This is a genomic window from Roseateles sp. P1_C6, assembly GCF_056406315.1.
This window is the reverse complement of record NZ_JBFUAK010000002.1, coordinates 334,126-360,241: the sequence shown is the minus strand read 5'-3', so window position 1 is coordinate 360,241 and position 26,116 is coordinate 334,126. Positions and strand designations below refer to the sequence as shown.

The following is a 26,116-nucleotide window of genomic DNA, read 5'->3' as shown; positions in this document are numbered from 1 at the left end:
GGCTTTTTTGCGCTCAGCGCAGCAGCGTCGCCAGCTCGGTGTGGCCTTGAGCTTCGGCGTGTTCGGCCGCCGTCAGCCCGCGGGGGTCGCGGTCCGCCTTGCGCGCGCCGGCGGCGAGCAGCAGCTCCACCACAGCGCGCTCGCCCGTGCGCGCAGCGAGCATCAGCGCCGTGCGGCCCTGTGCATCTCGCCAGTGGACCGATGCGCCGGCCTGCAGGGCAGCGCGAGTTGCCGCGCCATCCGCGCGGGTGACGGCCGTCAGCAGCATGGCATTGGCTGGCGAAGCCTGGGACGCAGCCTCGGCGACGTCCGAGGCGGCCAGGCTTTGCGACATCTTCGGCGCCATCCGCGCCCGGGCCACGGCGCCGCCGGACAGCGCCAGGGGTGGCAGGGACGCGGAAGGCATCGCTGCTTCGGCCACCGCCGTCGGTGGCGGGACGGATGCAGCAGTCACAGCCGGTGCTGCTGCGGGTCGGACCGCCGCAGGTGGGGAGGTCGCCGGGCTGTCGAGCTGTGTCGCTGGCGCCGCCGCGCGCACTTCGCTTTCCTTCATCGGCTGCGGCAGAGTTGCATCCGCCACGATCAGGGGCGCCGGCGTTGCCGCTCGTGGCCGCGGCGGGCTGGCCTTGGCGGCATTGCGAGGCGCTTCGGCGGCGCGGGCAGGCGCGGGTTCGACCGCCGGGTCCACCTGGGCCACGACAGTGCCGGCAGGGGCCGGCTGGCCGGCGGCCAAGCGCGGATCGGCTGGCGCGCGTGGCTCGGAAGGCTGGCCCCGCCAAGCGAGGACGGCAGCCAGCAACAAGCCCGTCGCCAACACGCCGAGAGCGTACGGACGCCAACGCCAGGCCAGCTCGGACTGGGCCACCGGCACCGCATAGGCCGCCTGCGGCCGAGGCAAGGCCGCCATCAGCCGCGCGCGGCGCTGCTCGCGGCCGCCGTCGTCCCCCATTAGGGCTCGCGCATAGGCGGTCTCGGCGTCGTCCTTGGGCGTGAAGGGGTCGAACTCAGCCATCGCGCCACTCCTTCAGACGATGCCGCAGCGCCTCTCGCGCATAGCGCAGCCGGGTCTTGGCCGTTTCGGGGTGGGCCTGGGTCACGTCGGCAATCTCGGCCAGGCTGAGCTCGACCACGGTGAAGAGCAGAAAAGCCTCGCGCTGCTCGACCGACAGCGCGAGCAGCTCGCGCTCCACCGCCAGCACCAGGCGCTTTTCAGCCAGCGCCTGCTCGGGCGCCGCATAGGACGAGGCCAGGCCGTCCGGATCGGCCTCATCGTCCCCCAGCGGCGGCCGCGCCCGCAGATGGTCCAGCACCCGGTTGCGCAGCACCGTGTAGAGCCACGTCGAGAACCTGGCCTTGCCCGGCGCGAAGCTCGCGGCCTTGGCCGCCACGGCCAGCCAGCCGTCCTGGTGCAGGTCTTCCACCGTGGCGCGGTCCGTGGGGTGCAGCATCTGGCGCACAAAGGCAAAGGTCTTGCGGTCGTGGCGGCGGTAGAGCCGGTCGAAAGCGCCCATGTCGCCGCGCAGATAGCTGGCAACAAGGTCTTCATCGGCGGGTTCGCTCGCGGCCATGCGGCGCGGATGCTAAGGCCGCCGCATCACCAGCGTGCCGGTGGATCGGGCACATAACCGCCGCCGCTGTTCGGGAACGCACGCGGCAGTGCGGCCATGGGGCGGGGCATGATGCCCGCGGCAACCAGGTTGACCTGGCTGTCGTAGTGGATCTCCAGCAGCTGCTCGGGCTGGCTGCTGCGCCGCTGAAAGGCGGTGTGCTGGATGGGCGCCCATTCCGAGGCGCCATGCCCCGTGCCCAGCTTGACGCGCGCCCTGCTCTCGGCCTCGACACGCCCCGCGCTTTCCCGTGCCGCGGAGGCCTGAGCGGAGTCGGCCGCGGCGCCGTTCAAGCGGCTCAGCAGGCTGGGCGCTGCCGGAGCGGCCGGCATGGCTGCAACGGGCGGCGCCACCGGACTTTCGTCGGCCACCGGCGGCGCTGCCTCGCGGAACACTGCCGCGCCGATCACGCCCACATGGGCCGGCCGCCCCGTGCGCGCGGCATAGGAATCGCCAAGCGACGTGAACTCGAAGGCGGCGATGCGCTCATCGCTCTTGCGCCAGCCCGTGATGTCAAAGCTTTCGCCCGGGCTCAGCACGTAGCCCGACTGATGCCAACTCGCGGTGTCACCCGTGATGGCATTGACGCCGTCCACCGACAACACCACCAGCACGCGCTCACCGCTGCGGTTGCTGAGCCGGATGGCGTAGCGCGCACCGGGCGTGCCCGGGCTGTAGTGACGCCCCCGGCTGGGGTACTGGGCGAGTGCCGCGCCGCTGTCGCGGTCCACCAGTTGCATGTCCAGCAGAGGCGGCGGCAAGACGGCCGCGCAGCTGGCGTGCAGGCCGGCCAGGCCCGTGAGTGCGGCCAGCTGGAGCAAGGCGGTGCGGCGACGTGGTGAACTCATGGCGGATCCTTCGCAAAGGTGGGGACCTGTGCTTGTACGGAGCCGCGCAGCAAACGGGGTGAAATCTCAGGCGTGGGCGCTGGCGCTGCGTGAGCGGTGGGCTGCCGGACGAGCGGCCTACCGCTGCCTGATGCTGGACGAGGCGGGCAAAGAAAAAGCGGCCCGAGGCCGCTTTCACTTGGGGGTTGGCCGCTCAGGCCTTGATGTCCAGCAGCGCGCCCGTCGTGTTGATCTGCGTCTGCAGCACCTTCAGGTTCGCGACAAAGGCATAGGCCGCGGACTGCTGCTCGACAACCTCGTTGGCCGGGTTGATCTCGCGCTCCGGCACCTTGTCGACGTTGGTTGGCTCAACGCTCGGGCGGGCCTGGTTGCTGCTCGCCAGATTGGCGATGTTGGCCGCCGACGCGCGCAGCCGCTCGTTGGCAGACGAGATGCCGGACAAGGCGGTGGACAGGGCAACGTTCATGGAGATTCAGTTTTTTGGCGCTCTGACCGCTACATCGGCCGCGCTGACGTGAACTTTAGAACATTCGGCAAAAAACCCTGCATTTCCAAGGATCGCCGCGTCAGCAAACGTGAAATCAGCCCGCCAACTCCTCGTAGCCGCCGGCGGAAACGAAGACCCGGACGCTGTCGCCCCCCGCCGCCTTGGCCTCGGTACAGGCCAGCGCGGCACCGCCCAGCACGGCATCGACCGTGGTCAGCGTCGGCTGGATCTGCACAACGCCCAGGCTCGCCTTCACGCGGGTGCGATGCAGGCCCCAGCGCAGCCGATAGCTGGCGACGGCCGAACGCACCTTCTCGGCAATGATCTGCGCGTAGTGCTGGTCGCAGTCGGGCAGCAGGATGGCGAAATGGTCTTCCTCCAGCCGCGCCACGAGGTCGGACGCGCGCACCTTGCCAATCAGCATCTGGCCCAGGCCGTACAGGAAATGGTCGCCCACCTCGGCCCCCATGCCCTGGATGACTTCGCCGAAACGGTCGACATCCAGCCACAGCACGGAGACGGGCTCGCTGCGGCGGCTGCCGACATGCTCGCCCAGGCGGCGCTCGAACTCGCGGCGGTTGGCCAATTCGGTGACGGCGTCGTGCTTGGCCGTCCAGGTCGGCTGCAGGCGCAGTGCGCGGGCGGCGCTGACATCCTCGACGATCCACAGCGCCTCGCCGGCCGGCGCGTCCCAGTTCAAGGGCGAGGCCTGCAGCCGGCCCCAGAAGCGATGGCCGTCGCGCTTCACGTATTCGATCTCTTCGTCAAGCGGCTGGCCGGCGGCAAAGGCCGCGGCGGCGCGTTCGTGCAGCGCCGTGTGGGCCATGTCGGTGGTGTGGACGCCGCGCGTGCCCTGGCCGCCCAGGTCGCTATCGTCGCCGAAGCCGAACAGGTGGTTGAACTCCTCGCTGACGACCTCGAAGCGCTGGCCGGACACGAAGGCCACCGCGGTGGGTGCACGAACCAGCAAGGCGCGCAGGCGCGCGACGGTGGGATCCTCGATGGGGGCAGCGCTGCTCATAAGAGTCTCCTGATCGGTCTTTAAACCCGACTATCGCAGGACTGGTCGCTTTCGACCATGCTGCAGATCACGGGCCGCGCGCCTACGGCGCGATCTGTTCGGCGTAGTCGTAAAGCGCCGACAGGATGCCCTCGCCGCGCTCGTCGGCGGCCTCGCCCAGTTGGTCGATACGCTCCATGAAGGCCGCCAGCGTCTGCGCACCGCCCTCGCCTTCATGCAGGCGAGCCGCCAGGTGTACCTGCCAGCGCTCGGCTTCCTCGGCGGACAGGCTCTGCGGAAAGTTGCGCGCGCGCCAGCGGAAGACCAACTCGTCCAGCCGCCCGTCCTGGAAGGCCAGCTTGCCCTGCGCCGCACGCTCGGCGAGTTGCTCGGGCGGCGTCGTGCGCACGCGGTTCAGCGCGCGGCGGTCTTCGTTGCCGATGAAGCCCCCGTAGAGGTCTTCGTCCACGTCGGCCGCCTCGAAGGGCTCGCGCTGGAAGACGTCGCCCCACAGGCCGTCCAGCAGCCGGCCCTTGTCGGCCAGCAGCTTAGCGTTGGCGAGCTGCGCTTCGACGTCATGCCCCCAGCGCTCGGCCATCGCGGGGCTGAGCGTCTTCAGGTTGCCGATGACGATGGGGCTCTTGTTGACGTGGATGGTCTTGATGGGCAGCCGCGTGACGCCTTCGGGCAACGCGTCCTGCTTGGTGAACATGCGCTCGCGGATGGCGGCGGCGTTCAGCGTCAGCAGTTCTTCCGGCGACACGGCGCAGTCCCAGACGATCAATTCGTTCTTGTTGGTCGGGTGCGGCGCCAGCGGCCACACCATCGCGATGCAGCCACGCTCGGGGCCGTACATGCCGGAGATGTGCAGGAACGGCTTGCCGATGCCGATCTCGTCCCACACGGCCTGTTTGGTACGCAGCTTCAGGCAGAAGTCCCACAGCTTGGGCTGCGCCAGGCGCAGCTTGCGCGCCAGCGCCACGGTGGCGCGCACGTCGGACAGCGCATCGTGCGCGGCCTCGTGGGCCAGGCCGTTGGCGGCGGTCAGATGCTCGAGCTTGAAGCTGGGGCGGCCATCCTCGTGCCTCGGCCATTCCATGCCGTCAGGGCGCAGCGCATAGGCGCAGCGCACGACGTCCAGCAGGTCCCAGCGGCCGCAGCCGTTCTGCCATTCGCGCGCATAGGGGTCGATCAGGTTGCGCCAGAACAGATGGCGGGTCACTTCATCGTCGAAGCGGATGCTGTTGTAGCCCACGCCCACCGTGCCCGGCAGCGCCATCACGGTCTCGATGCTGGCGGCGAACTCATGCTCGGGCACGCCTTGGGCCAGGCAGTGCTGGGGCAGGATGCCGGTCAGCAGGCAGGACTCGGGGTCGGGCAGGTAGTCGGGCGCCGGCTGGCAGTACAGCATCAGCGGCTCGCCGATCTCGTTCAGTTCGGCATCGGTGCGCAGGCCGGCAAACTGGGCCGGGCGGTCGCGTCGGGGAACGCGGCCGAAGGTTTCGTAGTCGTGCCAGAAGAAGCTCAAATCGGTCATAGCCGGCACGATAGCGCAGCGCTAGAGTGGCCTGCCATGAGAGTTGCCCTGCTGCTGCTCGTCGCCTGCACGGCTGCGCAGGCCGACGACGCGATCTCGCCCGACCGGCCCGACTTCACGAACGGCCCCGACGTGATGGCCGCCGGGCGCTGGCAGGTCGAGACCAGCGGCGCCTGGCAGCGCGATGGTGCCGCGCGGCTGCGCTCGACGCCGACGCTGCTGCGCCTGGGCGTGGGCCACGACCTGGAGCTGCGGCTGGACACGCAGGGCGCGCTGCGCCAGCGCAACCCGGGCGCCAGCGGCCGCGCGGACCTGGGTCTGGGTTTTAAGTGGCAGCTGCAGGACGGTGACGGCGAGCGACCGGGCCTGGGCTGGCTGTTCGAGGTGATGACGCCCAGCGGCAGCGGGCCGTTCAAGGGTCAAGGCCTGCGGTCGGCGCTGAGCTTCCTGGCGCAGTGGGAGCTGCCGGCTGGCTGGTCGCTGGGCACGATGGCGGGCCTCTTCGTCGAGCACAACGACGACGGCCAGCGCTACACCGCGGGCGTCCTGTCCGCCAGCCTCGGTATCCCACTGGGCGAGAAGCTGCACGGCTTCGCCGAGATCGCCGGCCAGCAGCTCACGTCGGTGCGCAACGGCGGCAACGTCGTCACGGCCGGCACCGGGGTGGCCTGGCAGGCCACGGCCGACGTTCAGCTTGACACGGCCGTCTTCCGCGGCCTGAATCGCCACACACCCGATTGGGCGTGGACGATCGGGCTGTCGCTGCGCTTCTAGCGCTTCTTGACGACGACGCTGCCGATGGAATAGCCGGCGCCGAAGGAGCAGATGACGCCGGCGTCACCCGCCTTCAGGTCGGCGCGGTGGTGGTGGAAGGCAATGATGGAGCCGGCCGACGCGGTGTTGGCGTACTCGTCCAGGATCAGCGGCGCGACCTCGCTGCCGGCGTCCGCCCCGACCAGCTTCTTGATGACCAGCTGGTTCATGCCCTGGTTGGCCTGGTGCAGCCAGTAGCGGCGCACCTGCGTGGGCTCCAGGCCCAGCTTGGCCAGGTGCGCTTCGATGTGCGCGGCGGCCATGGGCACCACCTCCTTGAAGACCTTGCGGCCCTCCTGGTAGAAGGTCAGGTCGCGGGCGTCGGGGTCGCGGTCCTCGGCGCGGTTCATGAAGCCGAAGTTGTTGCGGATGTTGCTGCTGAACTGCGTGGCCAGTTGGGTGCCGAGGATTTCCCACTGGTCGGCGGCCGTCGCGGTCTCGGCGCGCTCGACGATGATGGCCGTGCAGACGTCGCCGAAGATGAAGTGGCAGTCGCGGTCGCGCCATTCCAGGTGGGCCGACGTGATCTCGGGGTTGACGACCAGCACGCACTTGGACGCACCGGAGCGCACCGCGTTGAAGGCCTGCTCCAGCGCGAAGGTGGCCGACGAGCAGGCCACGTTCATATCGAAGCCGTAGCCGCCGGCGCCCAGCGCCTGCTGGATCTCGACCGCCATCGCCGGGTAGGCGCGCTGCATGTTGGCGCTGGAGCAGAGCACGGCGTCGACATCTGCCCCCGTCTTGCCGGCTGCGGCGAGCGCCTGCCGGGCCGCGTCGGCGGCGATCTCGGCCATCAGCGAGATCTCGTCATCGCCGCGCGGCGTGAAGCGCGGGTACATGCGGGTCGGGTCCAGCACGCCGTCCTTCTCGATGACGTAACGCTGCTTGATGCCCGACGCCTTCTCGATGAACTCCACGCTGGAGTGTGTCAACGCGGAACGTTCGCCGGCGGCGATGGCGGTCGCGTGCTCGGTGTTCTGCAGGTCGGCATAGGCGTTGAAGGCCTCGACCAGCTCGGCGTTGGTGATGACATGGGGCGGGCGGTACAGGCCGGTGCCGCTGATGACCACGGCCGGGAATGAAGCTTGCATATGGATGACGGAAGCCGCCGCCTGCTGAAGTACGAAGCCTGAAATTTTACCGAGCCAACCTGGTGCCCTCTCTACGCACTAGCCTGGGGCCATGCGCCAAGACATGAACGACGACAGCCTGCTCCCTCCCGACGACACCTTGCGCCTGGCGCTGCACAACGAGGTGCACGCCCGCCCGCCGGCGCGCATCCGGCTGCCGGCGGTCATCGTCCACATCGCCGTGCTGAACGACGGCATCAGCCGCGCCGACGAGCATGCGCACCTGCAGCGCCTGCCCGGCCAGCAGGGCCTGGCCGAGGCGGCGTTGAACGCCAACTTCCTGCGCCTGCGGTGCGGCGAGTTCTCGCTGAAGTGGGAGCGCCACGCCGAGTTCACGCGCTATTCGGTCGTGCAGCCGCTGCCCGCTGACGCCGAGGCCAGCGCGCAGACGCTGGATGCGCTGCCACTGCGCGTCGCGCCGGACTGGCTGGGCCGCATCCCGGGGCGCACCTTTGCGGCCATCAAGCTGGTCATGATCGAGCGGCCCTTGACCTTTGCCCCCAGCGCGCTGGCCGAAGCCCGGGCCTGGTTCGGCGCCCACGCCGTCGTCGCGTCGACGATGGGCGGGCATTCGCTGGTCGTCACCGACTTCTGCCTGCGCGCGACCGGCTTCGAGCACATCGTCGTGCTGGCCGAGCCCGGCACGCCCGAGACCCGCGCCGGCCGCATCTGCCAGCGCCTGCTGGAGCTGGAGACCTACCGGCTGATGGCGCTGCGCGGCCTGCCCGCGGCCAAGTCGCTGGGCGCAACGCTGGCGGACGTGGAGGCGACGCTGGCCGACATCACCGCGCGGCTGGAGAAACGCGGCGCGTCGGAGGCCGAGCTGCTGGACGACCTGATCTCGACGGCCGCGCGCATCGAGCATGCGACGGCCGCACACCAATACCGCTTTGCCGCGACGCAGGCCTACCAGGCCATCGTCGAGCAGCGCATCACGGAGTTGCACGAAGGCAAGGTGGCGGGCACGCAGTCGCTGGGCGAGTTCATGCAGCGCCGGCTGTCGCCCGCCATCGCCACCGTCAGCGCGACGGCGCAACGGCTGGCGGCCCTGTCGCAGCGCATCTCACGCGCCAGCGCGCTGCTGCGCACGCGGGTGGACATCGCCACCGAAGCGCAGAACCAGCAGCTGCTGGCCCAGCTGGGCGAAGGCCAGCGCACGCAGCTGCGCATGCAAGCCACCGTTGAAGGCCTGTCGCTGGCCGCCATCACCTACTACGTCGTCAGCCTGCTGCTTTACGGCGCCAAGGCGCTGAAGGCCGAGGGCTGGCTGCCGTTCAGCCCCGAGCTGGCGGCCGGCGCGTCCATCCCGGTCGTGCTGCTGCTGGTGTGGCAGACGACGCGGCGCATCCACCGCAAGATCTTCAACCACCACTGACCAGGATTTCCAGGCCCGGCGCGCGCAAGGCCTGCAGCTGCGCCTCGTCGGCTTGCGGCGTGACGATCAAGGTCGACAGTGCTGTCAGCGGTGCGACGCGGTAGGGCGACACCTTGCCGAGCTTGTCGCTGCTGGCCATCAGCACCGTCTCGGCCGCACCGGCCATCAGCAGCGCCTTGACCTGGGCCTCCTCGGCGTCGCCGGTCGACAGCCCGAAGCCGGCGTCCACGCCCGTCACGCCCAGGAAATAGCAGTCCGCCCGCAGCGCCTGGATGGCCTGGGCCACGCCAGCACCCACGGCCACGCCGGAATGCTTGAACAGCCGCCCGCCCAGCATCAACACCTCCACGCCGGGATGCTCGATCAGCGCCGCGGCAATGACCGGGCTGTGCGTGGCGACCGTCGCGCGCAGCGCGGCCGGCAGCTGCCGGACCATGGCCAGCGTGCTGGTGCCGCCATCGACAAAGACCAGCTGACCGTCGGTCACCAGCGACGCGGCCAGGCGACCCAACGCGCGTTTTTCATCGACGGCGATGTCGCTGCGGCGTGCCAGATTGGCCAGCGCCGGCGACACCGGCAGCGCCCCACCATGCACGCGCTGCAGCGCGCCGCGCGTGGCCAGGTCGCGCAGGTCGCGGCGGACGGTGTCCTCGGACACCTGCAGGCGCTCGGCCAATTCACGCGCCAGCACGCGGCCGCTCAGGCGCAGTTCATCCAGGATGGCCAGGTGGCGTTGTTCGGTCAGCATCTGTGGGGTTGCATGGTTTTGCGTTATTTTGCATGATTAATTGTCAATTCAGGGATTTTCATGCAAACACAGATCCAAACCCGCATCGCCGACCTGCCGCTGCCCGAGCGCGTTCGCGTCCAGCAGGTGAAGCTGCTCTCGGACAACTGGTACACGCTGAGGACCACGCGCTTCGACTTCCTGCGCAGCGATGGCCAGTGGCAGACCCACGACCGCGAGACCTATGACCGCGGCAATGGCGCCACCGTGCTGCTCTACCAGCGCGCGCACCGCCGCGTGCTGCTGACGCGGCAGTTCCGCTACCCCGTGTTCGTCAACGGCTGGCAGCGGCTGATGGTCGAGGCCGTGGCTGGGTTGCTGGACGCAGCCGACCCGGTCAGCTGCATCCGCGCCGAGGCCGAACAGGAGGCCGGCGTGCGCGTGCGCGAACCGCAGCCGCTGTTCGAGGCCTACATGAGCCCCGGCTCGGTGACCGAGAAGCTGCACTTCTTCGCGGCCGAGTACGAGGACGCCGACCTGGTTTCGGAGGGGGGCGGGCTGGTCGACGAGGGCGAGGACATCGCCCGCTTTGAGCTGGACTTCGACGAGGCCATGCGCCAGGTCGAGGCCGGCGAGATCGTCGATGCCAAGACCATCATGCTGCTGCGCTGGGCCCAGCGCCATGTGTTCGGCCCGCCGCCACGGCGCGGCCCGCTGCTGGTCTTCATCGCCGGCCCCTACCGCAGCGGCACCGGCGACCGCGAGGACGCCATCGCCGCCAATGTGCAGGCCATGCAGCACGCTGCGGTGCAGGTCGCGGCGATGGGCCATGTGCCGTTGCTGGGCGAATGGGTCACGCTGCCGCTGATCGCAGCCGCGGGTGGGCAGCGCGGCGACGCCGTCTGGAACCGCGTCTTCCACCCCCACGCGCAAGCCGTGCTGGAACGCTGCGACCTGCTGCTGCGCATCGGCGGCGAATCCGCCGGTGCGGACCTGATGCTCAAGGCGGCGCTGGCCCGTGGCCTGGCGGTGCACCACGGGCTGGAAAGCCTGAAGTCCCTGACCGCCACCGCAGTTGCGTAGAATCAATCACCGGGCCCAAATTTTGGCGTCCGGTTTTTTTTGCCCGCTTGAAAAGTGGGCCAAGGGAAAGCCGGCAGAGCCAAGTCAAGCGCTCGCAGCCCAGGTCGCGCACTGCCAAACGCGCGCCGCAACTGTGAACACCACTGACATGGAAATCTTCGACTACGACAACATCCTGCTGCTGCCGCGCAAATGCCGCGTGGACAGCCGCTCCGACTGCGACACCTCCGTGCAGTTCGGCCCGCACCGCTTCAAGCTGCCGGTCGTGCCGGCCAACATGAAGACCGTCATCGATGAGCCCATCACCGAGATGCTGGCCCGCGAGGGCTACTTCTACGTGATGCACCGCTTTGACCTGGACAGCCTCGCCTACGCCAAGTCCATGCGCGACAAGGGCTTGCTGGTCAGCCTGAGCGTGGGCGTCAAGCCGGCCGACTTCGAACTCGTCGACCGGCTCGCGGCCGAGGGCGTGGGCGCCGACTACCTGACCATCGACATCGCCCACGGCCATGCCGAGAGCGTGCAGCGCATGATCGGCCACATCAAGCACAAGCTGCCCGACGCCTTCGTCATTGCCGGCAACGTCGGCACGCCCGAGGGCGTCATCGACCTGGAGAACTGGGGCGCGGACGCGACCAAGGTGGGCGTGGGCCCGGGCAAGGTCTGCATCACGCGGCTCAAGACCGGCTTCGGCACGGGCGGCTGGCAGCTGTCGGCGCTGAAGTGGTGTGCCCGCGTGGCCACCAAACCCATCGTCGCCGACGGCGGCATCCGCCATCATGGCGACATCGCCAAGAGCGTGCGCTTCGGCGCCAGCATGGTCATGATCGGCTCGCTGTTCGCCGGCCACGAGGAGTCGCCCGGCACGACCGTCGAGGTCGACGGCAAGCTGTTCAAGGAGTACTACGGCTCGGCGTCCGACTTCAACAAAGGCGAGTACCGCCACGTCGAAGGCAAGCGCATCCTGGAGCCGGTCAAGGGCCGGCTGGGCGACACGCTGCGCGAGATGGAGGAGGACTTGCAGAGTTCCATCTCCTACGCAGGCGGCACGCAGCTGACCGACCTCAAGAAGGTCAACTACGTCGTGCTCGGCGGCGAGAACGCCGGCGAACACTTGTTCATGTAACGCGACATGGACTTCGCCACCTACCGCCGCCACGACGCCTCATCACTGGCCGCCGAGATGGCGGCGGGTCGGGTGGCCGCTGCATCCCTGCTCGACCTGGCCCTGGCGCGGCTGGCCGAAGTCCAACCCAAGCTCAACCCGGTCTGCCGGCTGATGGAGGCCGAGGCCCGCGCCCAACTGGCGCGCGGTGTCCGCTCAGGCGTGCTGGCCGGCGTGCCCTTGCTGATCAAGGACGCCGCCCAGGACTACGCCGGCCTGCCCACCAGCTTCGGCAGCCGCGCCCTCGCGAGCGTGGCACCGGCGCGCGAGCACGCCCATGTCGTGCGGCGCTGGCTGGACGCCGGCCTTGTCATCTTCGGCAAGACCAACACGCCCGAGCTGGCACTCAAGGGCGTCACCGACCCGCAGGCCTTCGGGCGCAGCAGCAACCCCTGGGACACCCGCCGCACGACCGGCGGCAGCAGCGGCGGCGCGGCCGCGGCTGTCGCGGCGGGCGTGGTGCCCATGGCGGCCGGCAACGACGGCGGCGGCTCCATCCGCATCCCGGCCGCCTGCTGCGGCCTGGTGGGCCTCAAACCCTCGCGCGGGCGCGTGTCGGTGGGCCCGGGCCAGGGCGAGGTCTGGTTCGGCGCCAGCAGCGAGGGCGTGCTGTCGCGCAGCGTGCGCGACACGGCGCTGGCGCTGGACATCCTCAGCGGCCCCGAGCCTGGCGACCCGGTCGCCCTGCCCTCGCCGTCCACCGCCTTCGTCGCCCAGACGCAGGCACCGCTGCGCCGCCTGCGCATCGCCTGGTGCGCCGATTCGCCGATCGGCGAGCCCGTGCACGACGAGGCCCGGCTGGCCGTGGAGCGAACCGTGGCCCTGCTGCGCGAGCTGGGCCACACGGTGGAGCCCGCCCGCCCGGACATCGATGGCCCGGCGCTGGCCAACAGCTACCTGCACATCTACTTCGGCCAGGTGCCGGCCGCGCTGCACCGCGCCGTCGCGCTGGGCGGCCGCGAGGCCGACTTCGAGCCGCTGACCCGCGTCATCGCCACGCTGGGCCGAGCCACCAGCGCCGAGCGGCTGACGCTGGAGCTGCAGCGCTGGAACGACTATGCCCGCGCGCTGGCGGCGCTGCATGCGCGCCACGACCTCTACCTGACGCCCACGCTGGCCTCGCCGCCCGTGCTGCACGGCACCGGTGACCCACCGCCGCTGCAGATCGCCGCCCTGGGCCTGCTGCGCGCGTCGGGGCTGCTGGGCCTGCTCAAGCGCGCCGGCCTGCTCGACGGCGTGGTCCACCAGATGGCCACCGACAGCCTGCGTCACGTGCCATTCACGCAGCTCGCCAACCTGACCGGCACGCCGGCGGTGTCGCTGCCGCTGCACTGGACAAGCGACGGCTTGCCGCTGGGCGTGCAGTTCGTCGGCGCGCCGGGCCAGGATGGGTTGCTGCTGCAACTGGCCGCCGAGCTGGAGCGGGCGCGGCCCTGGTTCGACCGCGTGCCGCCCGGCTAGCCGAAACGCACGGACGCCTCGAACCCCGGCTCGGCGTTGCGCAGCTCCAGCCGCCCGCCGTGCGCCTCGGCCACGAGCCGGCACAGGCACAGGCCCAGGCCCACGCCGCCCTCCCCGCGCGTGCGCGCCGAGTCCGGTCGGTAGAACGGCTGACCCAGGTGCGGCAAGGCATCCGCCGGCACCCCGGTGCCGAAGTCGCGCACGGTCAGCCCCACGCCCTCGCCCGAGCGCTGCAGGCTGAGCTGCACCGCGCCGCGCGCGGCGTCGTTGTGGCGCAGCGCGTTCTGCACGAGGTTGCGCAGGCACAGCTGCACGCGCAGCCGGTCCAGCTTCAGCAACGGCAGGCCCGGTTCGATGTGCAGTTGCACGCCCGGCTGCGCCTGCTCCTGCACCAGCACGGCCAGGTCGACGTCCGACAGCTGCAGCGCGCTGTGGCCCGAACCCAGCCGCTCGCTCTCCAGCAGCGCGGTGATGAGGTCACGCATCTGCGCCAGCTCCAGCAGCAGCGCATCGCGCGACTCGCCCTCGCCCACCAGTTCGGCATGCAGGCGCGCGCGCGTCAGCGGGCTGCGCAGCTCGTGGCTGATGGCCAGCAGCAACGCGCGCTTGCCGTCCAGCATGGCCTGGATGTCGGCGGCCATCTGGTTGAAGCGCATGGCCAGGTCGCCGATCTCGTCGCGGTGGATGACCGGCACGCGGTGCGCAAAATGGCCGCGGCCAAAAGCCTCGGCGCCGATGGCCAGTGCATGCAGCGGCCCGACCATGTGGCGGATCATGCCGAAGGCCAGGCCCGTGACGACCAGCAGCGCCGGCACGGCCCACAGCAGGCCGTAGGCGCTGCCCTCGGAGCCCCACAGGATGGCGCTGCTGGCCAGGGCCAGCACGAAGAAGACGGCGATCAGCCGCGCGCCCAGCGAATGCTTGAACCGCGCGTGTTGCCGGTGCCAGCGCTGGTGCCAGCGGTGGCGCACGCGCCAGCGGTAGTCCCAGTCGCGCCGCATGCGCTGGGCGCGCTTCTTCTGCTTGCGCTGCCAGCGCTCGCGCCAGTTGTGGTCGTAGGGGTGATGCCTCATGGCTTGTCAGGCAGCGCGAAACAGTAGCCGGCGTTGCGCAGCGTCTTCAGCGCCGCCAGCGGCTCCAGCTTGCGGCGCAGGCGGCTGACGAGGATGTCCACGGCGCGCGTGTAGAGGTCGGCCTCTTGGCCACGCAGGCGGTTCAGGATGTCGTCTCGCGAGAAGACCTTGCCCGGCTCGCGGGCCAGCATCAGCAGCAGTTCGTACTCGGTGCCGGTCAGCTCGACCAGGCCGCTTGCGCAGCGCACCTCGCGGCGCGCCGCGTCGATCTCCAGGCCCTCGAAGCACAGCCGCGTCGCCGTCTGCGGCACGGCGGGCGCCGCGACCGGTGCAAGGCGCGTGCGGCGCAGGATGGTCTGCAGCCGCGCGGCCAGCTCGCGCGGCTCGAAGGGCTTGGGCAGGTAGTCGTCGGCGCCCAGCTCCAGGCCCACCACGCGGTCGGTCAGGTCGCCGCGCGCGGTCAGCATCAGCACGGGGATGTCGCGCCAGGCATCGGCGCCGGCGCGCAGCCGCTTGCAGAACTCGAAACCGTCCATCTCCGGCAGCATGCCGTCCAGGATCAGCGCATCGAAGCGCTCGGCGGCCAGGCGTCGCAGCGCCGCGCTGGGGCGGGTCACGGCTTCGAGTTGCAGGTCGAAGCGGGCCAGGTATTGCGTCAGCGGCCCCGCCAGGGCCTCGTCGTCGTCAATCAGCAGCAGTCGGTGCATGTCGCGATTATTTGGCGCGAACCAAGGTGATGGCCCGCTCGGGGCAGGCCGTGACGCAGTGGCCGCAGGCTTCGCAGGCGGCGGCGTTGGGCGTGAAGGCCTGCTCCCAGCCATGGGCCATGCCCCTGAGCTTGCCGAACAGCGTCAGGCCCTGGCGCTCCTCGGGCGCCACCTTGACCAAGGTGAACACGTTGAACGGACAGACAGCGATGCACTCGCCCTTGCCCTCGCAGCGGTTGCGATCGATGTGCGGCATGAATCGGCCGCGGGGCTGCGTGCCGCAGTGCGCGTCCATCACGCGGTTGCGTGCCGGCCGGCAGAGCCGAAGCGCCGCATCATGAAGCGCAGCACCTGGCGCTGCTCGGCGTCGAGCGAGTCGAAGAAGTCGGCAAAGGCCGTGACGAGACCCGGGCCGGCGGCGCGCAGCGCGTCCAGCCTGGCATCGAGCAGCTGTTGGGCCGACGCGCGGGCGAACTGCTCGCCGGCGACCAGGCCCGCCAGCTCGGGCCCGCGGGCCAGGCTCTTCAGCGCGTCGCGCTGCTGCTGGAGTTGTTCGAGCCAGGCGCCGAGGCGACGCTGCTGGCCGTCGTCCAGGTCCAGCTTGCGGCCCATGCGTGCGACGAGGAGATGGGCGAAGCCATCCGCATGACGGCCCAGATGATGGCCGTGATGGCCGTGGCCAAAGTGGTGGTGGAACTCGTGGTGGGCGTGCCAGCGACGAAAAAAGTTCATGGGGTGCTCCGTGGGGGCGCTCGAGGCCCGGGGTTGGGATGGCACTCATGATTCCGGTCGGCGCCGCGCAGAGCATCTCGACGCGGTATCGCCGGGTTTCGTTTTGTTTCGACGCGGCCGCCGTTTAGCACGCCGGGCCAGCGCGTCGCTCTCCCCAAACCCGCAGGACCGTTCCGTCACCGCAACGTCAACCGTGGCGGGCGGGATTTCCCCAGGCACTGCCTGGCCGACATTCCGAAAAATAAAACGAACGGTCGTGCTTTTGTTGGGGAAGACGACCGTCTTCATTCCACCCCGACGGAGACAACCCATGAACGTTTCGATGCAGGGCTGGCGCCGCCGCGCCGCCCGGGGAGCCGCCTTCTTTGGCGGCCTGTTGGCCCTGGGCCTGGGCCATGCCCAGGCCGCGAACCTGAGCTGCCGTGCCGCAACGCCGCTGGAGGCGGCCACCTACACCACGCCGCTGGCGATGCCCGGCGTGGTCTCGCCCAGGGACGGCACCTGTTTCATCAGCGGGCTCAAGGTCACGCGGCCTGACGGTGTGCGCCTGGCGGCCAACGTCTTCCTGCCGGCCGGCGCCAGCAGCGGCAGCGCGCCGGCCACCTACCCCGCGGTGATCTTCGTGACCAGCTGGGCCGTGGCCGACTTCTTTGAATACCTGGGCCAGCAGCAGCGCCTGGCGCGCGATGGCTACATCGCCGTGGCCTACACCACCCGCGGCTTCTGGGACTCGGAAGGCGTCATCGGCGTGGCCGGCCCGCTGGACGTGGCCGACGTCAGTGGCGTGCTGGACTGGACGCTGGCCCAGACGCCGGCCGACCCGGCGCGCATCGGCGCGGCGGGCATCTCCTACGGCGCCGGGCTGTCGCTGCTGGCGCTGGGCAACGAGCCGCGCCTGCGCACCGCCGTGGCCTTGTCGGGCTGGGCGACGCTGGTCGACCAGATGTACGGCAACCAGGTGCCCAACCCCACCTGGCTGAACATCCTGCAGCTGTCGGGGCAGATCACCGGCCGGCTGGACCCCATCGTGGCCGAGTACAACGCCGCCATTCAGAACCCCGACACACCGGCAGCCAAGATCGCCGAGATCACGGCCTGGGGTGTGCCACGCTCGCCCAGCAGCGCCGTCGCGGCCATCAACCGCCGCGGCGCGCCGGTCTTCATCGGCAAGAACTGGCAGGACGACATGTTCTCGCCCAACTCCACGCTGGCCATGTTCAGCGCGCTGACCGTGCCCAAGAAGCTGATGCTGCAGCCCGGCATCCACGCGTCGGCCGAGATCCCCGGCGCGCTGCTGGATGTGGACAACGCCATCTGGGACCAGGCGCACCGCTGGTTCGACCGCTGGCTCAAGGGCCGGGCCAACGGCATCGATAACGAGCCCAAGGTCTCGCTGCAACCCAAGTTCAGCGGCTACCGCGAGACGCTGTCGAGCTGGCCGGCGCCCGAGTTGCGCAACCTGGACTACCAGCTCACGCCGCGCGGCGCCGTGCGCTGGGAACTCTCCTGCCTGTGCTGGCGCGGCATCAGCGGTGGCCTGCAGACCGGCCTGCGCGCCACCAGCGGCAGCGACAGCATCAACAACGCGCTGGACACGTCGGCCACCACTGGGCCTATCCCCGTGCTGTCGCCGCTGGCCGAGAGCGTCGGCCTGCCGGTGATCAACCAGCTGGCCACCGTGCTGCCCGCCTTTGGCGTGCGCTACGAGGGCCCCTGGCTCAGCCAGCCGCTGAAGGTTCGCGGCGTGCCGGCCCTGAAGCTGCGGGCCATCCCCTCGCAAAAGCGCGGCATGCTGGTGGCCTACCTCTATGACGTCGACATCGCCGGCTTCGGCACGCTGATCACCCACGGCGCCCGTGCGGTGCATGCCGCCACGCCGGGGCAGTCGCAGGACTTCAGCTTCGACATGGTCGCCACCGGCTACGACGTGCCGGCCGGCCACCGGCTGGTGCTGGTGTTCGACACGCAGGACAGCCTCTACGGCCCGCCGGTGCGCGCCGGTGAACGCTTCGACATGGCGCTGGACTTCGGTGCCGGCAGCCCGCTGCAACTGAAGCTGCAGACGCGCTGATCCACCCAGGGGGCCGTGCGGAGCGGCCCCCTACAATCGCGGACCCCCAAAACGCCTCTTTTTCGCCCCTCTTTGCAGGCGGGCGACGCCGCGATGACCGAACTTGCCAAGTCCTTCGAACCCGCCGCCCTGGAAGCCCATTGGGGTCCCAAGTGGGAAGCCGCCGGCCTCTATGAGCCGACGCTGGACCCGGCCAAGCCGTCGTTCTCCATCCAGCTGCCGCCGCCCAATGTGACGGGCACGCTGCACATGGGCCACGCTTTCAACCAGACGGTGATGGACTCGCTGACGCGCTACCACCGCATGAAGGGCGACAACACGCTGTGGGTGCCGGGCACCGACCACGCCGGCATCGCCACGCAGATCGTCGTCGAACGCCAGCTGCAGGCTGCAGGCCAGAGCCGCCACGACCTGGGCCGCAAGAACTTCGTCGCCCGCGTGTGGGACTGGAAGCAGGAGAGCGGCAACACCATCACCGGCCAGATGCGTCGCCTGGGCGACTCGGTGAGCTGGGGTCACGAGTACTTCACGATGGACGAGAAGCTGTCCACCGTCGTCGTCGAGACCTTCGTGCGGCTGTTCGAGGAAGGCCTGATCTACCGCGGCAAGCGCTTGGTGAGCTGGGACCCGGTGCTGCAGTCCGCCGTGTCGGACCTGGAAGTGACCAGCGAAGAGGAAGACGGCTCGCTGTGGCACATCCGCTATCCCCTTGCCGATGGCTCGGGCTCGGTGGTGGTCGCAACAACCCGACCTGAAACCATGCTGGGCGACGTGGCCGTCATGGTCCACCCCGAGGACGAGCGCTATGCCGCGCTGATCGGCAAGCTGGTCAAGCTGCCACTGACCGATCGCGAGATCCCGGTCATCGCCGACGACTACGTGGACCGCGAGTTCGGCACCGGCGTCGTCAAGGTCACGCCGGCGCATGACACCAACGACTACGCCGTCGGCCAGCGCCACAACCTGCCGATGATCGCCGTGCTGGACCTGCAGGCCAAGATCAACGACAACGCGCCCGTGGCCTACCGCGGCCTGGACCGCTTCGTCGCCCGCAAGCGCGTCGTGGCCGACCTGGACGCGCAAGGCCTGCTCGTCGAGGTCAAGAAGCACAAGCTGCAGGTGCCGCGCTGCGAGCGCACCGGCCAGGTCATCGAGCCCATGCTGACGGACCAGTGGTTCGTCGCCGTCACCAAGCCCAGCGCCGACGGCAAGAGCATCGCCGACAAGGCCATCGCCGCCGTCGAGACCGGCGCCGTCAAGTTCCACCCCGAGCAGTGGGTCAACACCTACAACCACTGGATGGGCAACCTGCAGGACTGGTGCATCTCGCGCCAGCTGTGGTGGGGCCACCAGATCCCGGCCTGGTACGGCACGGGCGGTGAGCTGTTCGTCGCGCGCAGCGAAGAGGAGGCGCAGGCCCGCGCCAAGGCCGCCGGCTACCTCGGCGAGCTGACCCGCGACCCCGACGTGCTGGACACCTGGTACTCGTCGGCGCTCGTCCCGTTCTCCACGCTGGGCTGGCCCGAGAAGACCTTGGAGCAGGAGCTGTTCCTGCCCTCGTCCGTGCTCGTGACCGGCTACGACATCATCTTCTTCTGGGTCGCCCGGATGATCATGATGACCACGCACTTCACCGGCAAGGTGCCGTTCAAGGACGTTTACATCCACGGCCTGGTGCGCGACTCGCAGGGCCAGAAGATGAGCAAGTCAGAGGGCAATGTGCTGGACCCGGTGGACCTGATCCAGGGCGTCGACCTCGACACGCTGATCCAGAAATCCACGCAAGGCCTGCGCAAGCCCGAGACGGCGCCCAAGGTGGCGGCCCGCGTGAAGAAGGAGTTCCCCGAAGGCATGCCGGCCTACGGCGCTGACGCGCTGCGCTTCACGATGGCCAGCTACGCGAGCCTGGGCCGCAACATCAACTTCGACACCAAGCGCTGCGAGGGCTACCGCAACTTCTGCAACAAGCTCTGGAACGCGACGCGCTTCGTGCTGATGAACACCGAGGGCCAGGACTGCGGCCTCGCCCATGAGCAAGGCCACTGCCCGCCCGGCTACATGTTCTTCAGCCAGGCGGACCGCTGGATCAGCAGCGAGCTGCAGCGCGTGGAAGCCGCCGCGGCGCAAGGCTTTGCCGAATACCGCCTCGACAACGTCGCCAACGGCATCTACAGCTTCGTCTGGGACGAGTACTGCGACTGGTACCTGGAAATCGCCAAGGTGCAGATCCAGACCGGCGACGAGAGCCAGCAGCGCGCGACCCGCCGCACGCTGATCCGCGTGCTGGAGACGACGCTGCGCCTGCTGCACCCGATTGCGCCCTTCATCACCGAGGAGTTGTGGCAGACCGTCGCCCCCGTGGCCGGCCGCAAGGCGACCGACTACATCGGCCAGGCGCCCTACCCCGTCAGCCAGCCGGAGCGCATCGACCCCGCGGCCGATGCATGGATGGCGCAGCTGAAGGACGTCGTCGGCACCACGCGCAGCCTGCGCAGCGAAATGGCGCTGAGCCCTGCCGAGCGCGTGCCGCTGCTGGTGGGCGGCGACCTGAGCTTCCTGTCCGAAGCCGCCGCCGTGCTGAAGGTGCTGGCCAAGCTGAGCGCCGTCGAGCTGATCGCCGACGAGGCCGAGTTCGTGAAGCAGAGCGCAACCTCGCCCGTCCTTGTGCATGGCGCGGCCAAGCTGGCGCTGAAGATCGAGATCGACGTCGAGGCCGAGCGCGCCCGCCTGACCAAGGAAGCCACGCGCCTGGAAGGCGAGATCGCCAAGGCCGAAGCCAAGCTCTCCAACGAGGGCTTCGTCGCCCGCGCGCCGGCCGCCGTCGTCGAGCAGGAGCGCGCCCGCGTGGCGGGCTTCAAGGAGACGGTGGCACGGCTGCTGGAGCAGATCAAGCGCCTGCCGCCTCAGTAGTAGTCGACGACCTTGGGTTTGGCCTTGTTGCCCTTGGGTGACGGGCCCAGCAGCTCGTCGATGCTGCGCGCCACGGCCCAGGCCGCGCGCACGCGCGACTCGCGCGTGGTGCCCGCCAGCCGCGGCGTCACCTGCAAGGTGCCCAGGCCATGCAGCGGCCGGCCCGACTCCAGCCAGCCTGGCTCCATGCTGTCGAACCACGCCGCGCGCAGCTTGCCGCTGCGCAGGGCCTGCGCCAGCGCGACTTCGTTCATCAGGCCTGACTGGCTGAGGCCGACGAGCACCTGCCCGGGCCTGGCGCTCTCCAGCTGGCGCTCGCCGATGAGGCCGCGAAAGCGCTGGAAGTACGGCAACAGCAGCACCAGCCCGTCGCTGTGCTCGACCAGGTCCGACAGGCTCACGGACTCGATGCCCCAGCGCGCCCACATCGCGTCGCTGGGGTGGACGGCGGGGTCATAACCGATGACGCGCGAGCCGAAGGCCTGCAGCAGCTGCGTCAGCACCTGGGCCGTGGGCGTCAGGCCCAGCAGGCCTATCGTCGAACAACCCAGCTCGCGCCCCACTTTGAGGCCATCACTGCCCTCGATGGGGACACGGCGCAGCAGGCTCAACAGCGCACCGATGGCGAACTCCGCCTCTGCGCTGGCCGTCGACGTCTGCGAACGCACGACCTCCACCCCGGCCTTGCGGCAGGCTTCCATGTCGATGTTCTCGGCACCGCCACTGGCGCGGCCGATGGCGCGCAGCGTGCGCGCGGAACGCAGCAACTCGGCATCGATGCGCACCTCGGGCGGCGCGATCAGGGCGCGCGAGTCCTGCAGCCCCTCCAGCAGTCCGTCGAAGTCGCCGACGAGCTCTGGCGCGAAACGTGCATCGTGACGTTCGGCAAGCCACTGCACGACGTCGGCTTCCAAAGGTTCCAATATCAGGACGGTCATGCTCTTTTGTGCCCAACTCAAGGGTCATAACCGTCACAACCCGCGTGACACAATCGCCGCGCCCTTGTCCAACCAGTGTACCCATGGCCTCCAAATCGCCGATCACCAAAGCCATCTTCCCGGTCGCCGGTCTCGGCACGCGCTTCCTGCCGGCCACCAAGGCCCAGCCCAAGGAAATGCTGCCGGTGGTCGACAAGCCGCTGATCCAGTACGCGGTCGAGGAGGCTTACGCCGCCGGCGTGCGCGAGATGATCTTCGTGACCGGGCGCCACAAGCGCCCCATCGAAGACCACTTCGACATGACTTTCGAGCTCGAGGTGGCGCTGGAGAACGCCGGCAAGCAGGAGCTGCTGGACGTCGTGCGCAGCGTCAAGCCCGACGACATGGAGTGCATCTACGTGCGCCAAGCCCAGGCCCTGGGCCTCGGCCACGCGGTGCTGTGCGGGCAGCGCCTGGTGGGCAATGAGCCGTTTGCCGTGCTGCTGGCGGATGACCTGATGGTGGGCGAGACGCCCATCCTGAAGCAGATGGTCGACCAGTTCGCCGACTGGCGCGCCTCCATCCTCGCCGTGCAGGAAGTGCCGGCCGAACACACGCGGCGCTACGGCATCGTGGCCGGCACCCAGGTCAACGCAAACCTGATGGACGTGACCCGCATCGTCGAGAAGCCCGCCCCCGAGGACGCGCCGTCGCGCCTGGGCGTGGCCGGCCGCTACATCCTGACGCCGGGCGTCTTCCACGAGATCGCCAACCAGCCGCGCGGCGTGGGTGGGGAGATCCAGCTGACCGACGGCATCGCCGGCCTGCTGCGCCGCGAGAAGGTGTTTGCCTATCGCTATGAAGGCAAGCGCTATGACTGCGGCAGCAAGGAAGGTTTCCTGCAGGCCAACGTCGAACTGGCACTGGCCCACCCGCAACTGGGCCCGGGCTTCAAGGAATTCCTGCAGGGCCTGAGCCTGTGAGGCAACGCTGAACGGGTCGCCCGCCCCGCGGCCACCCGTTCAGCGCCGGCGCAGCGTGTGGATGAACTCGTCGCCCGACGCGTTCTGCGCGACCAGTTCATTGCCGGTCTGACGCGCGAAGGCCTGGAAATCGCGCATCGAGCCCGGGTCGGTCGACACGACACGGAGCAACTCGCCGCTGAGCATCTCGGCCAACGCCTTCTTGGCCTTCAAGATGGGCAGGGGGCAATTCAGGCCCCGGGTGTCGAGTTCGCGCTGCATGTCCATCTTTGCATCCATCTCGTCATTCTCGCTTGAGGTCCAACCACTGCGGCTCTATGCCGCGCAAACGCAGCCAGGTCGCCAGCGCCTGGCCCGTGCCCTGCGGCCAGCAACGCACATCCTCGGGCGCGATGAGCTTGTATTCGGCCAGCTCGGGCGACAGGCGGATGTCGCCCCGCGCTGCCGCGTGATAGGCAATGATGATCTGGTTCATGCGCTGAAAGTCCCAGACGCCCAGAAGGTTCAGCGCGTCGACCTCCAGCGAAGTCTCTTCCGCGATCTCACGCCGGATGCCGTCCTCGGGCGACTCCCCGGCCTCCAGGAAACCGGTGATCAGGCCGAAGAAGCGCCCCGGCCAGGCCGCATTGCGCGCCAGCAGCACCTGGCCGTCGCGGTCCACGCATTCGATGACCGCCGCCAGCACCGGCGTCGGGTTGTTCCAGTGCGTGAAGCCGCAGGCCACGCAGCGCAGCCGCTCCTTGTCGCCACCGTCCTCAGCCTGCGTGATCAGCGCCAGTTCGTTGGCACAGTCCGGGCAGAAGCGATAAGGCTTCATGCGGGAAACACACCCGTCGACAGGTAGCGGTCGCCGCGGTCGCAGACGATGAACGCGATGGTCGCGTTCTCGACGCTGCGCGCGATCTGCAGCGCCACCCAGCAGGCGCCCGCCGCCGAGATGCCGGCGAACAAGCCCTCCTCGCGGGCGAGGCGCCGCGCCATGTCCTCGGCGTCGCTCTGGCTGACCAGCACCAGTTCGTCCACGCCGCTGGGGTCGTAGATCTTGGGCAGATAGGCCTCGGGCCATTTGCGGATGCCGGGGATGCGCGAGCCTTCCGCCGGCTGCGCACCGACGATGCGCACGGCCGGGTTCTTCTCCTTCAGGTAGCGCGACACGCCCGTGATGGTGCCCGTCGTGCCCATCGCGCTGACGAAGTGCGTGATCTGGCCGTTCGTGTCCTTCCACAGCTCCGGGCCCGTGGTCTCGTAGTGCACGCGCGGGTTGTCGGCGTTGGCGAACTGGTCCAGCACGCGGCCCTTGCCCTCGCGCGCCATCTGCTCGGCCAGGTCGCGGGCGTACTCCATGCCACCGGTCTTGGGCGTCAGGATCAACTCGGCGCCGAAAGCCTTCATCGTCTGCGCACGCTCGATGGACAGGTCCTCCGGCATGATCAGCACCATGCGGTAGCCACGGATGGCCGCGGCCATCGCCAGCGCGATGCCGGTATTGCCCGAGGTCGCCTCGATCAACGTGTCGCCGGGCTTGATCTCGCCGCGTTCCTCGGCGCGCTTGATCATGCTGATGGCCGGGCGGTCCTTCACCGAACCCGCGGGGTTGTTGCCCTCCAGCTTGGCCAGGATCACATTGCCGCGCGCATCGTCGCCCGGCAGGCGCTGCAGGCGCACGAGCGGCGTCGCGCCGATGACGTCTTCGAGGGTCGGGTAGTTCATGGGCGACGATTGTGGCAGCGGCTCCAAGACCCGGGCCTTTGCGAGTGCATAATCCAGCCCCTCGCTGCAACGGCGAGAGGAAAGCTGTTTCCGACGGGCCCGGGTGGCGAAATCGGTAGACGCAGGGGACTCAAAATCCCCCGCCGCAAGGTGTGCCGGTTCGAGTCCGGCCCCGGGCACCAGGCGAAACAGCCGCCAGCATCCGCTGGCATACACTCAAACGGTAAGCATCGGCCCCTCCGGTGCAGGCGCCTACAGCTGGCGCACCGTCGCGACCTCATGCCCCCGCTGCCTTCGGTCACCAAAGCCTTCCTGCTGGCCTGCGTCGGCGTCTTCTGCTTCTTCGAGCTTGAACCATTCCGCGGGCTCGCTCCCTGGTTCGAACTTTGGCCGCTGACCTCAGGTGCCTTCATGCCCTGGCAGCTGCTGAGCTATGCCTTCCTGCACGGCGACTTCACGCACCTGCTGTTCAACATGCTGGGCCTGTGGATGTTCGGTGGCGAGCTGGAGCGCGTCTGGGGCCCGAAGCGCTACACGCAGATCCTCGTTGCCAGCACGCTGACCGCGGCCATCGTGCAACTCATGTTCACGTGGGCCATCGGCGCGCGCGCACCGACGGTGGGGGCCTCGGGCGCCATCTTCGGGCTGCTGCTGTCCTTCGGCATGCTGTTCCCCAACCGCATCATCGTGCCGCTGATCCCGCCAATTCCGATGAAGGCCAAGTACTTCGTCGCGATCTTCGGCGGGCTGGAGCTGATCCTGGGCTTCAGCCGCTCCAGCGGCATCGCCCACTTCGCCCACCTGGGCGGCATGCTGGGCGCCTGGCTGCTGATCCGCCACTGGCGCTCGCCGCGGCGGCGCGGCTAGAGGCCGTCTTTCGGCGTCGGGTAGCGCAACTTCAAACGCAGCTCGCGTTTGAGCCTCTCGTTGGCCAGCCGGCGCGACTCGCTCCAGAAGCTCAGCTGCATCGCGCTCATGCGCTCGGCCGCGTCGGCGCGCGAGATGCGCTCGGGCCGTGGCAGGCCGGCGAGATGGGCCGCCAGGTCGAAGTAGTCGCCCATCAGCAGCTGGCTGTCATCGCAGACGTTCACGGCCCGCTGCGGCAGGCCACGCAGCAGCGCGAGCACACAGGCACGCGCCAGGTCGTCGGCGTGGATGTGGTTGGTGAACACATCGTCTTCGCGACGCAGCACCGGCGTGCCCTTGGCCAGTCGCTCGCGCGGGTGCCCCCCCTCGCGGTCCGGGGCGTAGATGCCCGGGATGCGCAGCAGGCTCACGCGCGTGCCGTGGCGACGACCGAAGGCGCGCAGCTGGGCCTCGGCGTCAACGCGGCGCGCGGCACGGTCGGTGGCGGGCAGCAAGGCCCGTGTTTCGTCGATGAAGGCGCCACCGCAATCACCGTAGACACCGGTCGTGCTGCCGTAGACCAGAACCGCAGGTGGTTTGCGCGCCAGCGCGGCGAGCAGATGGCGGGTGCGCAGGTCCGCGCTGCCATCACGTGCCGGCGGCGCGAGATGCAGCACGAGGTCGGCCAGCCCGGCGAGTCGCGCCAGCGTCGCCGGCTCGTCCAGATTGCCCACCAGCGGCACGGCCCCGGCGGCGCGCAAAGCAGGCGCTCGCGCCGGGCTGGACGTCAGCGCGAACACTTGCCAGCGACCCGCCAGCGCCCGAAGCACGCGCAGGCCCACGTCACCGCAGCCGATGATCAACAGCCTTGGGGTCATGTCAACGGCGGCGGGCAGAGAGCGGAGCGAACATGGGGGTCATGGCACTGTCGGGC

The 26,116-nt window shown here is 69.5% G+C and carries 25 protein-coding genes, 1 tRNA gene and 1 pseudogene; 10 read left to right on the top strand and 17 right to left on the bottom strand.

The genetic code is table 11. The features are described from left to right. Positions 1 to 13 precede the first annotated feature (13 nt). From AC1D29_RS04655 to sbcB, 6 genes are all read right to left on the bottom strand, one after another. Complete coding sequence (locus AC1D29_RS04655; RefSeq protein ID WP_477894728.1) at positions 14 to 1,012, bottom strand: ankyrin repeat domain-containing protein; 999 nt, start codon at positions 1,010 to 1,012, stop codon at positions 14 to 16. Next, the gene (locus AC1D29_RS04650; RefSeq protein WP_477894727.1) at positions 1,005 to 1,568 is read right to left on the bottom strand and encodes a sigma-70 family RNA polymerase sigma factor; all 564 of its coding nucleotides are present in this window, start codon (positions 1,566 to 1,568) and stop codon (positions 1,005 to 1,007) included. The genes AC1D29_RS04655 and AC1D29_RS04650 overlap by 8 nt, the downstream gene beginning before the upstream one ends. A 26-nt stretch (positions 1,569 to 1,594) precedes the next feature. Continuing rightward, positions 1,595 to 2,455, bottom strand: coding sequence for a hypothetical protein (locus AC1D29_RS04645; protein WP_477894726.1), 861 nt, complete (start codon positions 2,453 to 2,455; stop codon positions 1,595 to 1,597). A 193-nt stretch (positions 2,456 to 2,648) separates the two neighbouring features. Then, positions 2,649 to 2,921 (bottom strand): flagellar basal body rod protein, encoded by a 273-nt coding sequence (locus tag AC1D29_RS04640; protein ID WP_477894725.1) that lies wholly within the window; start codon positions 2,919 to 2,921, stop codon positions 2,649 to 2,651. A 115-nt stretch (positions 2,922 to 3,036) separates the two neighbouring features. After that, positions 3,037 to 3,963, bottom strand: a complete 927-nt coding sequence (locus AC1D29_RS04635; RefSeq protein WP_477894724.1) for a GGDEF domain-containing protein — start codon at positions 3,961 to 3,963, stop codon at positions 3,037 to 3,039. Between the two features lie 82 nt (positions 3,964 to 4,045). Next, positions 4,046 to 5,479: an exodeoxyribonuclease I gene (sbcB, locus tag AC1D29_RS04630; RefSeq protein WP_477894723.1), complete on the bottom strand. Its 1,434-nt coding sequence runs from the start codon at positions 5,477 to 5,479 to the stop codon at positions 4,046 to 4,048. 36 nt (positions 5,480 to 5,515) lie between these two features. On the opposite strand from sbcB, the gene AC1D29_RS04625 reads away from it, so the two are divergent. Beyond that, complete coding sequence (locus tag AC1D29_RS04625) at positions 5,516 to 6,253, top strand: transporter (RefSeq protein ID WP_477894722.1); 738 nt, start codon at positions 5,516 to 5,518, stop codon at positions 6,251 to 6,253. Here AC1D29_RS04625 and AC1D29_RS04620 read toward each other — a convergent pair. Continuing rightward, on the bottom strand, positions 6,250 to 7,383 hold the full coding sequence (locus AC1D29_RS04620) for a beta-ketoacyl-ACP synthase III (protein WP_477894721.1): 1,134 nt from the start codon (positions 7,381 to 7,383) through the stop codon (positions 6,250 to 6,252). The genes AC1D29_RS04625 and AC1D29_RS04620 overlap by 4 nt on opposite strands. A 91-nt stretch (positions 7,384 to 7,474) precedes the next feature. On the opposite strand from AC1D29_RS04620, the gene AC1D29_RS04615 reads away from it, so the two are divergent. Further along, the gene (locus tag AC1D29_RS04615; protein WP_477894720.1) at positions 7,475 to 8,797 is read left to right on the top strand and encodes a DUF3422 family protein; all 1,323 of its coding nucleotides are present in this window, start codon (positions 7,475 to 7,477) and stop codon (positions 8,795 to 8,797) included. On the opposite strand, the gene AC1D29_RS04610 is transcribed toward AC1D29_RS04615, so the two are convergent. After that, positions 8,784 to 9,545 (bottom strand): DeoR/GlpR family DNA-binding transcription regulator, encoded by a 762-nt coding sequence (locus AC1D29_RS04610; RefSeq protein ID WP_477894719.1) that lies wholly within the window; start codon positions 9,543 to 9,545, stop codon positions 8,784 to 8,786. The genes AC1D29_RS04615 and AC1D29_RS04610 overlap by 14 nt on opposite strands. A 60-nt stretch (positions 9,546 to 9,605) precedes the next feature. Here AC1D29_RS04610 and AC1D29_RS04605 point away from each other — a divergent pair. The 3 genes and pseudogenes from AC1D29_RS04605 to AC1D29_RS04595 all read left to right on the top strand — a co-directional run. Further along, positions 9,606 to 10,208, top strand: a pseudogene (locus AC1D29_RS04605) (NUDIX domain-containing protein); the annotation flags it as partial. A gap of 547 nt (positions 10,209 to 10,755) precedes the next feature. Continuing rightward, complete coding sequence (locus AC1D29_RS04600; protein WP_477894718.1) at positions 10,756 to 11,733, top strand: GMP reductase; 978 nt, start codon at positions 10,756 to 10,758, stop codon at positions 11,731 to 11,733. A 6-nt stretch (positions 11,734 to 11,739) separates the two neighbouring features. Next, positions 11,740 to 13,233, top strand: a complete 1,494-nt coding sequence (locus AC1D29_RS04595) for an amidase (RefSeq protein WP_477894717.1) — start codon at positions 11,740 to 11,742, stop codon at positions 13,231 to 13,233. Here AC1D29_RS04595 and AC1D29_RS04590 read toward each other — a convergent pair. From AC1D29_RS04590 to AC1D29_RS04575, 4 genes are read right to left on the bottom strand one after another with little or no spacing between them, the layout of a single operon-like run. After that, complete coding sequence (locus AC1D29_RS04590; RefSeq protein ID WP_477894716.1) at positions 13,230 to 14,306, bottom strand: ATP-binding protein; 1,077 nt, start codon at positions 14,304 to 14,306, stop codon at positions 13,230 to 13,232. The two genes, AC1D29_RS04595 and AC1D29_RS04590, sit on opposite strands and share 4 nt — an antisense overlap. Continuing rightward, a complete protein-coding gene (locus AC1D29_RS04585; protein WP_477894715.1) occupies positions 14,303 to 15,013 on the bottom strand; it encodes a response regulator transcription factor in 711 nt (236 codons plus the stop codon). The genes AC1D29_RS04590 and AC1D29_RS04585 overlap by 4 nt, the downstream gene beginning before the upstream one ends. 7 nt (positions 15,014 to 15,020) lie before the next feature. Further along, positions 15,021 to 15,269, bottom strand: coding sequence for a 4Fe-4S dicluster domain-containing protein (locus AC1D29_RS04580; RefSeq protein WP_477894714.1), 249 nt, complete (start codon positions 15,267 to 15,269; stop codon positions 15,021 to 15,023). A gap of 38 nt (positions 15,270 to 15,307) precedes the next feature. Further along, complete coding sequence (locus AC1D29_RS04575; protein ID WP_477894713.1) at positions 15,308 to 15,745, bottom strand: hypothetical protein; 438 nt, start codon at positions 15,743 to 15,745, stop codon at positions 15,308 to 15,310. 310 nt (positions 15,746 to 16,055) lie between these two features. On the opposite strand from AC1D29_RS04575, the gene AC1D29_RS04570 reads away from it, so the two are divergent. Next, a complete protein-coding gene (locus tag AC1D29_RS04570; protein ID WP_477894712.1) occupies positions 16,056 to 17,816 on the top strand; it encodes a CocE/NonD family hydrolase in 1,761 nt (586 codons plus the stop codon). A 93-nt stretch (positions 17,817 to 17,909) separates the two neighbouring features. After that, on the top strand, positions 17,910 to 20,726 hold the full coding sequence (locus tag AC1D29_RS04565; protein ID WP_477894711.1) for a valine--tRNA ligase: 2,817 nt from the start codon (positions 17,910 to 17,912) through the stop codon (positions 20,724 to 20,726). Here the strand turns inward: AC1D29_RS04565 and AC1D29_RS04560 are convergent. Continuing rightward, positions 20,720 to 21,664 carry an NAD(P)-dependent oxidoreductase gene (locus AC1D29_RS04560; protein ID WP_477894710.1) on the bottom strand — a complete coding sequence of 315 codons (945 nt, stop codon included), beginning with the start codon at positions 21,662 to 21,664 and terminating at the stop codon, positions 20,720 to 20,722. The two genes, AC1D29_RS04565 and AC1D29_RS04560, sit on opposite strands and share 7 nt — an antisense overlap. A gap of 83 nt (positions 21,665 to 21,747) precedes the next feature. On the opposite strand from AC1D29_RS04560, the gene galU reads away from it, so the two are divergent. Next, positions 21,748 to 22,626 carry a UTP--glucose-1-phosphate uridylyltransferase GalU gene (galU, locus tag AC1D29_RS04555; protein WP_477894709.1) on the top strand — a complete coding sequence of 293 codons (879 nt, stop codon included), beginning with the start codon at positions 21,748 to 21,750 and terminating at the stop codon, positions 22,624 to 22,626. A gap of 39 nt (positions 22,627 to 22,665) precedes the next feature. Here galU and AC1D29_RS04550 read toward each other — a convergent pair whose 3' ends face one another. Genes AC1D29_RS04550 through cysM form a run of 3 tightly spaced genes read right to left on the bottom strand, consistent with a single transcriptional unit; the run spans position 22,666 to position 24,336 of the window. Continuing rightward, the gene (locus AC1D29_RS04550; protein ID WP_477895163.1) at positions 22,666 to 22,893 is read right to left on the bottom strand and encodes a sulfurtransferase TusA family protein; all 228 of its coding nucleotides are present in this window, start codon (positions 22,891 to 22,893) and stop codon (positions 22,666 to 22,668) included. 16 nt (positions 22,894 to 22,909) lie between these two features. Continuing rightward, complete coding sequence (locus AC1D29_RS04545) at positions 22,910 to 23,443, bottom strand: NUDIX domain-containing protein (RefSeq protein ID WP_477894708.1); 534 nt, start codon at positions 23,441 to 23,443, stop codon at positions 22,910 to 22,912. Further along, a complete protein-coding gene (cysM, locus tag AC1D29_RS04540) occupies positions 23,440 to 24,336 on the bottom strand; it encodes a cysteine synthase CysM (RefSeq protein WP_477894707.1) in 897 nt (298 codons plus the stop codon). The genes AC1D29_RS04545 and cysM overlap by 4 nt, the downstream gene beginning before the upstream one ends. Positions 24,337 to 24,433: 97 nt before the next feature. Here cysM and AC1D29_RS04535 point away from each other — a divergent pair. Both AC1D29_RS04535 and AC1D29_RS04530 read left to right on the top strand, forming a co-directional pair. Continuing rightward, positions 24,434 to 24,518, top strand: a tRNA-Leu gene (locus AC1D29_RS04535). Positions 24,519 to 24,615: 97 nt separating this feature from the next. Continuing rightward, positions 24,616 to 25,203: a rhomboid family intramembrane serine protease gene (locus AC1D29_RS04530; protein WP_477894706.1), complete on the top strand. Its 588-nt coding sequence runs from the start codon at positions 24,616 to 24,618 to the stop codon at positions 25,201 to 25,203. Here the strand turns inward: AC1D29_RS04530 and AC1D29_RS04525 are convergent. Beyond that, positions 25,200 to 26,060, bottom strand: a complete 861-nt coding sequence (locus AC1D29_RS04525; protein WP_477894705.1) for an SDR family oxidoreductase — start codon at positions 26,058 to 26,060, stop codon at positions 25,200 to 25,202. The two genes, AC1D29_RS04530 and AC1D29_RS04525, sit on opposite strands and share 4 nt — an antisense overlap. Positions 26,061 to 26,116 lie beyond the last annotated feature (56 nt).